At 44.0% G+C, this 14,076-nt stretch carries 10 protein-coding genes; all 10 read right to left on the bottom strand.

The genetic code is table 11. From position 1 onward, the window contains the following. Positions 1 to 342: 342 nt before the first annotated feature. Positions 343 to 1,128 (bottom strand): dihydropteroate synthase, encoded by a 786-nt coding sequence (locus M5U24_RS17295; protein WP_099324586.1) that lies wholly within the window; start codon positions 1,126 to 1,128, stop codon positions 343 to 345. 31 nt (positions 1,129 to 1,159) lie between these two features. Next, positions 1,160 to 2,116: an acetyl-CoA decarbonylase/synthase complex subunit delta gene (locus M5U24_RS17290; RefSeq protein WP_099324587.1), complete on the bottom strand. Its 957-nt coding sequence runs from the start codon at positions 2,114 to 2,116 to the stop codon at positions 1,160 to 1,162. Between the two features lie 185 nt (positions 2,117 to 2,301). Further along, positions 2,302 to 3,072: a carbon monoxide dehydrogenase accessory protein CooC gene (locus M5U24_RS17285; protein ID WP_099324588.1), complete on the bottom strand. Its 771-nt coding sequence runs from the start codon at positions 3,070 to 3,072 to the stop codon at positions 2,302 to 2,304. 14 nt (positions 3,073 to 3,086) lie between these two features. Continuing rightward, entirely contained in the window at positions 3,087 to 5,021 is a 1,935-nt protein-coding gene (locus M5U24_RS17280; RefSeq protein ID WP_099324589.1) for an ASKHA domain-containing protein, read from the bottom strand. Between the two features lie 230 nt (positions 5,022 to 5,251). Beyond that, positions 5,252 to 6,592: an acetyl-CoA decarbonylase/synthase complex subunit gamma gene (acsC, locus tag M5U24_RS17275; RefSeq protein ID WP_298203132.1), complete on the bottom strand. Its 1,341-nt coding sequence runs from the start codon at positions 6,590 to 6,592 to the stop codon at positions 5,252 to 5,254. 844 nt (positions 6,593 to 7,436) lie between these two features. Beyond that, complete coding sequence (locus tag M5U24_RS17270) at positions 7,437 to 8,063, bottom strand: ATP-dependent Clp protease proteolytic subunit (RefSeq protein ID WP_099324591.1); 627 nt, start codon at positions 8,061 to 8,063, stop codon at positions 7,437 to 7,439. 366 nt (positions 8,064 to 8,429) lie between these two features. Beyond that, positions 8,430 to 10,613, bottom strand: coding sequence for an acetyl-CoA decarbonylase/synthase complex subunit alpha/beta (acsB, locus tag M5U24_RS17265; protein ID WP_099324592.1), 2,184 nt, complete (start codon positions 10,611 to 10,613; stop codon positions 8,430 to 8,432). 30 nt (positions 10,614 to 10,643) lie between these two features. After that, complete coding sequence (gene cooS, locus M5U24_RS17260; protein ID WP_099324593.1) at positions 10,644 to 12,605, bottom strand: anaerobic carbon-monoxide dehydrogenase catalytic subunit; 1,962 nt, start codon at positions 12,603 to 12,605, stop codon at positions 10,644 to 10,646. 199 nt (positions 12,606 to 12,804) lie between these two features. Further along, entirely contained in the window at positions 12,805 to 13,578 is a 774-nt protein-coding gene (locus M5U24_RS17255; RefSeq protein WP_099324594.1) for an AAA family ATPase, read from the bottom strand. 239 nt (positions 13,579 to 13,817) lie between these two features. Then, the coding region (locus tag M5U24_RS17250) for an AIR carboxylase family protein (RefSeq protein WP_298203129.1) at positions 13,818 to 14,076 on the bottom strand (259 nt) is incomplete at its 5' end.

Raw genomic sequence — 14,076 nt, 5'->3', positions numbered from 1 at the left:
GTAAATAGCTCCGTAGGAGCGGCCTGTATATGATTGACAGGAAGACAGGCCGCTCCTGATTATAGAGACAGGTTTCAAACCTGTCTCTACGATCTGTTATGGTATCCTATCTACAAACAGGTTGCTCCTACGGAGCTTATCGGCAATACGCTTTTTTTAAAAACCAAAGTGTTACAATAATTCTTAACTTAATGACATTGGTTTGCAACCTGAACCCATAGTTTATTTGGCGAATAGCGCTCTATGTATTTAAAATGGCTAAAATCCCCCTACTGACAGTAATGCTGCAAACCCGAACCCGTCTGGAGGTACGAGGTACAAATCCCAAATCGTACCACCCTACTATTTCCTGAATGCGGTAAGGTAGGAATCGCTGTAAACATTTTTGTTCATAATAATCTCTGCTGTAATTGCAGCATCCATCAGGTCATTATCAAGGACGTCCATCAGTGCGGCATTTAACCCATATGCGATTCCCATAGTCAGGAAGGTGCGGGCAAGAAGTTTTTTTTCTTTTGTACCCTGAGAAAAATTGCTCAATCCCACGTTCCTCTGAGGCGCCGGGTCTGAGATCATTTGTATTTGGCTGAAAATATCAAACATGAGTGCTGGTTGTTTCTGGTCTACATTGATGGGAAACAATACCGGGTCAATCAGGATTTTTTCCATGGGAAAATTATGTTCAACGGCCTTCTCTACAATCTGCATTACAAATTCCATACGCTTCTCCACGTCCTGCGGAATGCCGTGTTTATCCATGGTAAGGCATATTAAAGAGGCGTTATAGTCCTTTGCTATGCCCATGTATTTATCCAGTTCTTCCGGATCGCTCTTTGTTGAATTGATTAATACATCATTTTTTACTACCGACAAACCGGCTTCCACTATGTCCCACTTTTGACTGTCAATGGCAATAGGAGTTTTTACGGTATCCTGAATAACCTCAATCAGCCATTTCATGGCGTCTACCGGGTCAGTTGCAGCAGGCCCCACATTCACATCCAGATACGTGGCACCTGCTTCCGTCTGCTTTTTTGCCAGTTCCTGTATCGCTTTCGGATCTTTATTTTTAATACTCTCCCTCACGTCTTTAAACATACCATTAATACGTTCGCCGATAGAAATCATCGAATGTTTTCCCCTTTTTAAAATCGTAATTTTAGTATAAACGGTCAATACATTTTTTCACTGCGGCTACGGCCTTCGGGTGATTCATGCGGATAATATCAACCCCGGACTGCAAAAGGCTTGTTGCGGTAATCGTTTCCCACATGGGGCCTCTTTCCTCACGTGGCCCCCATTGAGGAGCATCTTTATCGTCGGATTTTGCTTCTTTTGCCCGCCATGCTTCATGGCCAACGTCACAAATTACCGGCATTGCCATTAATTTATCTCCGGTTAAGGCGGCGATTCTTTCACGCTCTTGTATAGAATACGTGTATTCCATACCGTATCCCAATGCGCCCGTTGTCTGGAACATGACGATGCGCTTGAGTGGAAAATCCATTTCAGAGACAAGGATGTTTACCTGTTTCGCAATATTAATATCTACCGGCGAGAGTGTTATAATGCTATGCCCGTCCGCAAGACAGGTAACGGTAAGCGTTTTGTAATTATCCTGAGTTACTACCCCTATCAGGCAATTTTCTCCTTTTAATGCCTGGCTCACCTTTGGCAAAATCTCATTATCTTTTTCATCATGTTCGCAACCCCAGATGATTAAGGGAACTCCGACGGCGGCAAGGATAGACTTTGCGACGTCCACGGTTTCTGCCGCAGATTTGTTTCCTTTATCCGGATGGATGCCTTCCAGTTTCAAACAGATTAAGTCCGCTCCATACTCTACGCACTTTTTTGCCCATTGTGCGGGGTTGTCCAGGACGTCCGCAAAAGGTTTTTTTAACGTTTCAGGCCAGTCGTCGGGCGATATATCGTAAACATCCATTGCAATTACCGGTTTGTGTCCCTTGCTGCCGTCAAAATCCATAAAAGGAATGCATTTTGAGCCGCCGATAGTAACCGTTTTTTCTCTTGTTCCCCCCTCTTCTTTTGTTGCTCCGATGGTAATTTCGTTTACGCTACTTGTCCATTTTTCAGCTACATTTGGTATTTCCATGAATCGTTCTCCTACTTATCCAGGTCTAACGTACCTTGTAAATCTAAATTATGTTCTCACGAGTAGGGTGGATTAAGCAACAGCGAATCCACCTTTTTCGTTATTATTGGTGGATTCGTCGCGAAAAGGCCGCGCCTTAATCCACCCTACAAATGATAAAATCATATTTTGCCGGCAGCGCCTTTTTAAAGCACGGTTGCGGGCAAATGTTGCCGTAAAAAATCTCCCAATTTCCGATAAAATTTACTCTCCCGTGAGATTTCAAAGACGGAGACTCCACAAGCCGCAGAATTGTATATTTCCTGATCGAATGGGAATATGGCAGAAACTTTAATCCCCAGGCTATCCAGTTTCTGCTGCATATTTTCATGAATACCCTCTTCAGGCACGCGGTTTAACACGCAAAATTTTTCCTTAATCGTTATTGGTAGGGATTCTGCCAGTTTAATGATACGCTGCATGGTCAAGGCACCTACAATAGTAGGTTCGCCGACGATCATCAGAAAATCAATATTATTTGTTGTCCTGCGTGAAAGATGTTCCATCCCCGCCTCGTTGTCCAGCACAACAAAAGGATAGGTAGTTCCTACTTTATCAAGATATTTTCGCAGGAGATTGTTAACATAACAATAGCATTTTGGCCCCTCGGGCCTGCCCATGGTCAAAAGGTCAAATTTGTCTCTTTCGACAATCGATTCCTCGATACAATATTCTATGTATCTGTCCTTCGACATGCCCGCAGGAAACTCCGCTTTTTTTTCAATAATATCTTCCCGTATGTCCGCAACAGTGCTGTCGATGTGCAGACCAAGCAATGGTCCCAGGGAAGAGTTAGGGTCCGCGTCAATTGCTGAAACGGTCTTTTTTAATTCTTCGGTGATGTATCGTATGATAAGCGCGGAGATAGTAGACTTCCCCGTACCACCTTTTCCTGCAACTGCAATGTTATATGCCATGATATGGATCTCCTTTATTTTTTACTCACCATTAATTCTTCTGCCACGGAGGGGAATTTTTCAATATTCGTGTGAGGAAGAAAGTTTGCCGATACATATTCTTCCATGTATTTATTGTTGCTCATCAGATCAATATAGGTCATTTTCGTACCGATTTCTTTTGCAACTTCGTGGGCCTCCGCGGAGAATAAGGTCATTTTCGCACCGATTATTGAAGTGTTACCGACAAAATGTACTTTTGCGATCTCAATATCAGGGAGCATGCCAATGGTAACGGCACTTTTCGCATCCAGATAGCTTCCGAACCCGCCGGCGAGGTACACCTGTTCGATACTTTCCACGTCCATTCCCATAGATTCCAGTAAGGTGGAAATCGCGGAATAAATAGCCGCTTTGGACCGGATAAGGTTCTGTATATCCGCCTGCGTAATAATGATGTCTTTCTTTTTTGCCGTTTCTTTCCTGTCTACAAGGAGAAATTCCTGTCCGTTATCCGTAGACCGTAATCTTTCCGTTTTTATCCCTTTTTGAAAATTCCCCGTCCGGTCAATGACGCCGCTTCTTACCAGATTTGCCAGGCATTCCAATAACCCGGAGCCGCAAATTCCGGAGGGAGGGGCGTCACCGATTGTTTTGTACATTACGTCAAAGTCCGGTGTAATGGTTATTTTTTCAATGGCGCCTTTTGCTGCACGCATACCACAGGAAATTCCGCTGCCTTCAAAAGACGGGCCGGCGGACGCGGAACAGCATACAAGCCAGTCCTTGTTTCCCAGCACAATTTCACCATTAGTGCCGATATCTATCAGCAGTGATAATGCCTCCGCCTTATCCAATCTTATGGATAAAACGCCGGCAGATATGTCTCCGCCGACATAAGCCCCAACGCAGGGCAGCGTGTAAAGCAGGCCATGACTGTTAATCCTGACGTCGATTTCACTTGCCCTTATTGGCGCAATAATATTGACAACAGGAAGATACGGTTCCTTTCTTATATTAGTCGGGTCAAGGCCCATGAGAAAATGAGTCATTACCGTATTGCCTGCGCAAACGACGGCATTGACATTGTGGATATTCAGGGTATTCCTTTTCACCAGCGTGGATATGAGGTGGTTAACATCCTCTGTCAGCATTTCGTGCATCATTTCCATCGCATTATTTTGGGCAGCATACATAATTCTCTGGATGTAATCGTCACCGTACTTGATCTGTGAATTATAGGTGGCTTCGGCGTCAATGGTTTCCGTTGTGGACAAATTAATCAGATGTGCTACTACTGTTGTTGTTCCAATGTCAACAGCTATCCCATAATTGTTTGCGCTTACGTCACCCGGCTGCACCTCGATTATTTCAAATAATGGGCATCTGTTTGCCAGGGTTACTGTTATCTTCCAGTCGCTGCTTCTTAGCAGCGCCGGCAATTGCTTTAAAACAGCGAGGTGTATGGATAATTTTTCCGCAGAAATAGTTGTTTCCGAGGAAATGCCCTGGCAGAGCCTTTCATAATCCGCCATGTTGTCGTCCATGGTTGGACGCGGCAATTCAAGATATATCTTATTTATCAACGGGGCATGTTTAAACTGTTCTACTCCCGGATTAATGGCCGCCTGAGAACCGGAAAACAGCATATTATCCCCTACCAGTATCCGGCTCTTGTCCAGCCGTGACTCTTCGGGAATAAATACTTCAAGGTTATCATCTATTAATGTTTTGCATGCAAGCACATATCCTTTTTCTGCTTCTTCTACAGAAATATGGGAGGAAGGCCGCCTTTGTGTTTTCCCGGACTGAAGAATTACCTTACATTTGCCGCAGGTGCCATCCCCTCCGCACAAGGCATTAATAAAGAGATCGCCTTTGTATGAGGCATCAAGCACCGTCTTTCCCGGTTCTATTTCAACAGTTATATCATTAGGGAGAAAATGTATTGTATAGTGTGAATCTTCCATGCTATTTCCACGGCTTTTTATAGCCAAAAGTATATGATTTTCTAAAAAATTTAGTACGGTATATTGATACTGAACATCTTGGATGAACGATTTTAGATTTTAGATTTTTTTGATCTGTGTAATCGTTCGACTGAGCTCACGACGAAGTCAGTGAAATATGTGGTTTCCTTTTTTTATTAATTTATGATTTACAATTTGGAATTTTAAAGCGTAAATCGAACCTCGAACCTCTAATTATGCCACTCGGTCTTCAGGTAAGAGGGTATTCCTGAGGCTTCTCTAGGTCCTACAAGTATTTCCCACCCAAGGGTTTCCTGCAATTTTCCAGACATTGCAGCAACAAGCCCGGGAATAATCAACTTCTTGTGTTTCACCTTAGAGGCCACCTGTGCAGCCTCCATGGCCTTTGCTACCGTTTTATCATTTAACTTGTCGCCCGAATAAGCGGTCAGCACCGAAGTGCCTCCCGTATCAACGGACAGTATGTATGCGGGAACACGACTCGCCTCAACCTCTCCTAATACGGTATAATAAGTAAGAGAGAAATTGGTAGTGAAGATAACCGGTGAATCTTCTTTCACATCGCCTATACCATACAGCTTTGGTTCGACCTGTATTGGCTTTTGCGGGTCGGTATATAAATTTGTTCTGACGGTAAGCAACGGCATAATGCCCCATGGTTCACAATGATCCACCACCACAATGCCAGCGTATTTCGCCACATATGTTGCGGCTAACGAAATTTCCATGAACGGGTCTTCTTCTGAAACAAGCGTAATGGCGGGGTATCCGATGGCACGAAAGTTTTTCTTAAGGGCTGCGCGTCTTATTTTTGTTAATTTTTGCAATACATCCCTGGGATTATCACCGCTCACATCAAGGACAATCTCTTCCACGCCTGCTTTTTTTGCGCATTCGGCAAGGCCTGCAAGCTCTTCAAGAGTAGGGGCGGTCACCGTCATCGGGCATTTATTTTCTACCGCTAATGCCGCCATCGATGCACAATTTTGCGCATTTGCTCCGTGCAGCAAGGGTCTTTTCTCCGCGCAATTAGCGAGGGCAGATTTCATATTATCTACGGAGGTGCTGCTTAATATAATACAATGGTGGGAACCTTCGCTTATTTTTTTTGCTGCATCGGCAAATTTTTCCGGCGTATTGCTTTTATTAATGAGTGTTATCAGATCAATTTCGATCTCAGTGCCAACCCTTGAAACCTTCATATTGTTAATTTTTTTCAGGCGTTCATCGAATGCTTCATTGCTCAAATCGTCACAAATAGTAATCCCTATGCCGGTGGGATGATAAAATTTTTCATCATGCCGGAATAGGACGTTTTCTTCGCCTACCTGCACCTTTTTGCCGTTTGCTCCAATGGTTACCAGTTTTATCGGGGGAGCCGAAGCGGCGCCTAACGTATTTTTAGCCTCTTCACTTACGTCAGGGCAATCCGAGAGATTTGCCTTCTTTTGCGCCAGTTGCATGGCAAAGGCAAGGCACGTAGGCCTCCCACATTTTTTGCAATTTGTTTTTGGAAGCAGCTTATAAATATCCAGTCCGGTTAAAGCCATTCGTCAACATCCTTTCGATAAAGAAGTTAGCAATTTTTTTTATATAAAAAAAATACCCCTTTGCCATTATGTAATATATAAGGAAAAGGGGTAAATATTCTATACATGATTATTTAAAATATCAAGTAATTATCCGTAACTATTCAGCGTAATCTATTAAACTACCGAAGCACAACTCGTTCTCAAACCTTGTACTGAACATAGTGAAGTATCTGTTTGGGAACGTAATGGCGATGGAAACTACATTCGCGGGTTCAGGTTACAAACCAATGTCATTAAGTTAAGAATTATTGTAACACTTTGGTTTAAAAAAAAAACGTATTACCGATAAGCTCCGTAGGAGCAACCTGTTTATAGTAGATAGGATACCATAACAGATATTAGTTCCGTCAGGAGCGGCCTGTCTTCCTGTCAATCATATACAGGCCGCTCCTACGGAGCTATTTACCTGTTGAATTTTATTGCGCTACAAACAGACCGCCCCTAAAGGGGCTACATTGTTTTTTATATCCCCTTGGATTTTTCAAATAACTAAGGTATTAAGAATTATTTTATTAAAAACAACCCCCTTTTCCCCCTTTATTAAGGGGAACTTTTCTGGCAGGTTGCTTAACTTAATGACATTGGGTTACAAACCTGAACCCGCCGGGAGTCGTGTAATGTTTACGCTGAATAGTTACAATTATCCTGCCTAAACAGACATAGCCGAAACGAAACAACTTCCAGACTGCACCCCCCGCCAGCGGGGAACATTCTCCTCCCTTCTGGAGGAGGTAAGGTAGAGGATTCGTACAAATATTTTGCCAAAAGATGCCATGAAATTACTGATTAAGGCACTCTATCTTTATACTTTTAAGTCATCGCTGGAGGATATAATTTTATTGACCAAACCATACTGACAAGCTTCTTCGGCAGACATCCAAAAATTCCTCTTTGTGTCTGTCTCTACTTTCCCTATCGGTTGACCGGTTTCTACGGAAATCATACGATTCATTTTTTCCCTGCATTTCAGTATTTCGGTTGCCTCGATTTGAAGATCCGATGCAGTTCCATGAATACCGGTGGAAGGTTGATGGATAAGTATGCGCGAACTTGGCAAACTATACCGATCCTCTTTTTTTGCTCCTAAAAGAATAATGACCGCCGCACTGGCAACTACCCCCGAGCAAATAGCCTTAATTTTCGGTTTAACAAAACGCAGCATGTCGTACATCGCAAAACCCGCGTCGGCATCTCCGCCCGGAGAATTAATGAATACCCTGATATCTTCGTCATTATCCGCCTCGAGAAGTAATAGTTGCGTTATGACCCTCTCTGCCATTTTTTTATTTACTTCATCCGTAACAATAATCGTGCGTGTCTTAAGCAATCTTGCAATTAAATCTCCACCGCCACGTTTTTTTTCTTCTTTCTCTTCTTTCTCCTCTTCGCTATCACCCCTGGTGTTTAAAAATGGCATTTCAAAAATCATACATTCACTCCACGATAAAATCCTGTAAAAAATAATTTAATTCCACTCTCTGTTGAATAATAAAATTGCTGTAAACTACATTCGCAGGTTCAGGCTTTAGGCGGTTTTTTAAATAAAACAGCGAGCCGCAGTGCATAGCCCCATTATCCAAATAAACGCATGAATTGCAAACCTGAATCCACCGGGATATGCTTTAAATAGGCTGGGTTTTTAAAAGACAAAGCCCAACGGCATTCATTTTTACCCATCCCTAACCCTTCCCTGGAGGGGAATCAGACATGTCCCTATTGTGAGGGGCTAGGAACGGGTTTGTTAATTAGCAGTTTCCAGACGCATGTAATGCGTCTCTGCAAAGATGGGGGGTTCTCAGAACATTGGATCCATGGATAAGGCAGGGTGGTTTATTTTTTGCATATATTCCACTACTTCTTCTTCCGTCTGGGCTACAGTCTCATCGGCTATTTTATCCAGAAAATTCTCCAAATCCATTTCTTTTGACGCCTTTTCAAGCTGTTCCGAAAGTTCTTCTTTTAATGCCTTCGGCATCCACACTACCCTTGCCAAACCCCCGTCGGCGGAAATAAACTTTTTGCTTCCCAAATAAAATTTGCTGTGCCCCATAAACCCCGGAGTTTGGAGACCACCGCCTACAGTGCCTGCCATTGTGGAAAACTTCATGCCGCTTGGGGTCATTTCCGTAAAATCACGGTCTACCACCATAATCCCATTTGCCATGGGCAGCATTGCAGAAATACATTCGAAGCATCCGCAGCTTGTCATAGGATCAGTCATAATGCTGTATAAACTGACCTTTTCCAGCGCCCGATTAGAACTGCTATATAAAAATTCGTTTGTGCCGTCCCACTGACCCAGTCTGTCGTCAATCACCTTTCTTTTTTCTATGGGCTGGTTGGGACCTGTTGGGTTTATTTCATAACCCGCTTTCCCGTCAAGCCAGCTCACGGAACCGCACAAACCAGACCGTTCAGGGGTAACAATACAGACATGTGATGGCGCAAAACTCTGGCAAAGCGTACAACTGTAAAAGAGATTTACAGAATCATCCGTCATATCCCCTAACCGCGCATCACGCTCTGCAAATGCGGCGCGTACCTCTTTTAATTTCCCTTCCACGTCTTCTTTTTTTGTATACAGGGTTACCTGTACCTTATCAATAATGGCACCAAATTCTCCGTGAAATTTAGCATGAATGATTTTCCCGATATGTTTCAGCCGCAAACCGGCCTTAAATGCGTCTTTGCTTATACGGTGCCGAATAATATCCCTCTGTCCCATATGGAAAATACCCTGCGCCTCACCAAGAAAACGATGCATCTGACGTTCAAAAATGGGTTCAAAATCAGGTTGCATCTTTCTGCCTGTAACCTCTGCAACAATACCGATAGATACGCCTGGCCCTTGTGGCATATCGTCGAGATCCGGCCCTATTACCTGTATTTTGCCGTCTTCCACTTCATCTGCTTCCTTTGTGCAAACAAATTCAAAGGCGGGCACACCAGGTCCACCAATTTCTATCTGCATGTCATCTTTTCTGATGCGCTCCCCCTCGAAGGCCGGCCCGTATGCTACCGGAATATCGACCTTGTGGATGGAAATCTTAAGCCCTCGCACCTCGATGCATCTATCCACAATTTTATCAACAGGCACCCTTGATACTACGTGTTCATAGGTGCAGACTCCCGTAGGCAAAATTTCAGGTATGTCAATATTGGTGATAGTCGGGAAGCCATAGTTGATAGCCCCGGCGGCATTTGCATATTGTTCATCAGTCACTGCAGTTCCCAGCGCCAGAACAAAGGCAAAAATGCGGTTTTTATTATAAAGGAGATTCCTGCGCGCCTCACCCGGAGGTACGTTTCCGAATGAAAGGGCTGCCCTGTTTGCAAATCCCAGCGAATACACGGCAGCGGATGTTTCTTTTCCAAAAGGCACCAGACGTGTGTCCCATCCCATTTGTACCCCTTTTTCTTCCAGTTGTTCGGCAAACGAAATTCCTAAATTGTCCGATTGCATGAATACATACAGATTCTTTTCCTGAAGTTCCCTTGCGATTTTCACTGCGGTATCGGCGTCGGGAGCGCAGCCTACAATTGCGGCAAATCCAGGCGCAGTGCCGTCCACAAACTCAATTCCTCTTTCACGCATAATAATATCGTCCGCGGCGCCCAGCCAAATTCCATCAACAGGCGGAGGCCCTATCAGGTATTTGCAAACCTCGTAGACTTCTTCAGCAAAGAGAGTCGCCATGCCGGCATCCAGCGTATGTCCCAAATAAGGAACCCAGTGTTTTTCCGCAGGCAGCGGAGGCAGCATGCTCCTTGCCATACCTATTATGTGAACACAATCTTCCAGTGTTTTAACGGGAATACCCGTCATGGCATATATGATAGGCAGATAATACGCGGTATTAGGAAATTCGACTTTACAATCTCTCCCTTTTTGTTCAATTGCTTCGGTAAGTTTTTTATCCGCCTTATCCACGATCTGATATGCTCCGCGTATTGCGGCAGAACAAATTATCTTTGACATAGAACAACGCCCCTTTAATCCATTTTTTTTTTAATGATGCCCGGCAGGTTTACATTCCTGCTCCAACGCTCTTCGTTCCGCCATATCGTAAAGCTTCCTTTCTTTCTTTACGTTTATACCAAGAGCCTCTCTTTTCATTTCGATATGGTCCATCAACATCTTGCCGATTTTCTTTATATCCTGCTGGAAATCCCATCTTGCGCCTACCTGTTCTTCCAATTCCTTTGTGAGCAGGTTCTGCAAGTCAGGCGCACCGGCAACCGGGGAATTCATACCGAATACAGTATAAATTCCGGAAGCTACCAAAAACTGCCCGATAGCGATAGCCTTTTCGCTCATCCACTCCAGACATGCCCCTGCTACGGGGAGGTCGCTGATATCATTCCCCAGGCCGCCCTCTTTTGCCATTTCAGAACAGGCAATAAGAATGCGGCTGTTATCCACACAGGCGCCGGAATGCAGGACTGGTGGTATGCCGACCGCCTCGCAAACCTCTTTTAATCCCGCCCCGCACTGATCTTTTAATTCGGGGAGCATCAGACCGCCGGAGGCGCATTGTCCTGCTGCACAACCGGTTGCAACAACCAGGATATTGTTTGCAATGAGTTCCTTCGCCAAATCAACATACGATTGTGTGCATTCTCCGGCTTTCGGGCTTGTACAGCCTGCAATCCCAACAACGCCCCGGATCCTTCCGTTGATGATATTATCATTTAAAGGCCGGTAACTTGCCCTAAACCTTCCCCCAAGCATATATTTAATTGTTTCATGGCTAAATCCTGCAATAAGGTTAGGTTCGGAAGCGTCCGGGATAAACACCTTTTTTTTATCACGATTTTTGTAATTACCGATGGCCATAAGGATTATTTTTTTGGCGGACTCCAATGCATTTTCATCTTCAAATTCAACGTGTTCCGCACCGGAGATTTTTGCTTTGGATAATGTAGTGACGAGCTTTGTGTGGAAATGTTTTGCCGTTTCCGCAAGCGCCTGCATTACGCATTGGATATCAACAACCATCACCTCCACAACCCCGGTTGCCATTGCCCCCTCCTGCATCGTCATGTGTCCCGCCATTGGGATGCCATGCCGAACAAGAAGCTCGTTTGCGGTACAACAGAGACCGGCAATCACAATGCCTTTTGCGCCCACTGCCGCCACTGCTTTTTCGATATCGGGGCCAGTGGAAGCCATAACAATTGCTTCCGCAAGCTGAGGCTCGTGTCCGTGAACAACGATATTTACGTAATCCTTCTTCAACACGCCAAGGTTTGCTCTTCCCTGTACCGGCTTAGGAGTTCCAAACAGAATGTCCTGAAGTTCGGTGGCAATCATACTACCGCCCCAGCCATCTGCAAGAGATACACGCATCGCCTGCTTTGTAAGATTCCTGTAATCCTGGTCTCCACCCATGCCGGTACGGTGCATGCTTTCTGTGACCTCCCGGTCAATAGCCCTGGATGCAATTCCTAATTTTTCCCATATCTTTTGGCGTGCCGCAGGGGCACGTTTGAGAAACAAAAGCGTTCCGTAAGGTTTTCCGAACTCCATTAATGCCATCTCTCCAACTTCTTCGGCAATTTCGTTTATTTCCCTGTCCTTGGTTTTAATATCAAAACACTCGGCAATCATTTTAAGTTTTTCTACATCTTTTATGCGGTAACCGGGGGCCTCGCCCCTTGCCGTTGCAACTAAAAGATGGGCAACCGCACGTCCATGATCAGAATGGCACGCAGTTCCCGCAGCACTCATACGAAGGAAATGCCTTGCGGCAAAAGTATTTGCATCTGCACCGCAAATGCCTCTTTTAGGACCAGGGCCAAACGGATCTATATTGCATGGTCCGTAGTTGCAATGTCTGCAACATAGAGCAAGGCTTCCATAGCCGCATTGCGGCTGCTGAGCCTTGTATCTGTCATACATAGTCTCAATCTTCGATTCACGCATTTTATCAAGCATTATTTGGTCTGTTGTCTTTTGTTTATCTTCCATGACACATCCTCCAATATTTTATTTGTGAAAAATTACCGTCAGGCCCTAGTAAATGTATGCAAAGGGCCTAACTTCTCAACTTATTGAGAAGTTGCCGAAGAAACGCCTACTATCTATTTCATCTCCCTGATAAAGAAGATAGAAACATTAATTATAATTGTTCATATATTGAAATCAAGTTAAAAGAACACTACTTTTTTTACTTCTCTTTAACAATCTCCTCTAACTTGTTTTTAATTTGGCAGATTTCTTCTAACAATTTGTTGTTTTCCGCGAAAGCGGCTATTCCCTTAATATCAGATTCGAGTATTTTCTCATCATATGAAATAAACCCCAAAAGGGGAATACCATCAAGTCCATTTTGAATGAAAGCCTTATGCTCTTCGGAAGCTACTTTATTACCCACCGCATAAACAGAGGTAAGACCGATATCTTCAGCCAGTTTTTTTACCTGAAACGCCGTTTGTATACTTTTAGAACCAGGTTCTACTATTACGATCAATACATCTACGGCTTTTACGGTGGCCCGCCCCAAATGTTCCACGCCTGCTTCCATATCTACAAGGACGACCTCGTCTCTTTGCACTATCAAATGGCTAAGCAGTGTTCTCAAAAACGCACTTTCCGGGCAGGCGCATCCGCTGCCACCATGCTTTATGGCGCCCAATACCATTAGCTTGATGCCCTCATGTTCCAGAGAAAGTTTTTCCGGTAAATCAGAAACAGTGGGGTTTAATTTAAAAAATTTACCATACTCATCTGATGCGCCCGTACGTTCTTTTATCAAGTCCTTCATCTGGCTGATGGGGATTATTTCAGACCCCTTCATAAAACCAAGCGTCACCGCCAGGTTAGATACCGGATCAGCATCAATGGCAATGACTTTCTTTCCGGCTTCTTTAAACACCTTCGCCAATGCCGCAACGAAAGTCGTTTTTCCCACCCCTCCCTTCCCTGATATCGCAATTTTCATATACCTTCCTCATACTCTGCGAAAATGGATCTTCATCAAAGAAACAAAGCCTCAGATACTGAATACCAAACGCACTAATATGCAACAATTACATATTAGAAATCACTACAGCATTAATTTTAGCAAATTATCTGTTTAATTACCAAGCAAAATTACTGAAATAACCGCCGGGTTACTATTTATAGTTTAAGTTTTTTATAAATCTTTATTCTTCATAATACTTTCATGGAACATGACAACTACTCCAGACCCAGCTTTGCCCTCAACCCCTGATCTTTCCTGGAAACAGCATTAGAGAGTTGCTTTTTATACATAACTATTTTTTGCCTCAAAGCCGGATTCGCAACACTTAATATCTGTATTGCCAGTATTGCGGCGTTAATTGCCCCTGCCTTTCCAATACCCATGGTAGAAACGGGGACGCCAGATGGCATTTGTACGGTAGAAAGAAGCGAATCCAAACCTCCCAATTCTGGCGTTGGCATAGGAATTCCGATA

It is taken from the genome of Candidatus Kuenenia sp. (genome assembly GCF_027493735.1).
In the GTDB taxonomy this organism is placed as follows: Bacteria; Planctomycetota; Brocadiia; order Brocadiales; family Brocadiaceae; genus Kuenenia; species Kuenenia stuttgartiensis_A.
This window is presented reverse-complemented; position numbering and strand designations above follow the sequence as displayed.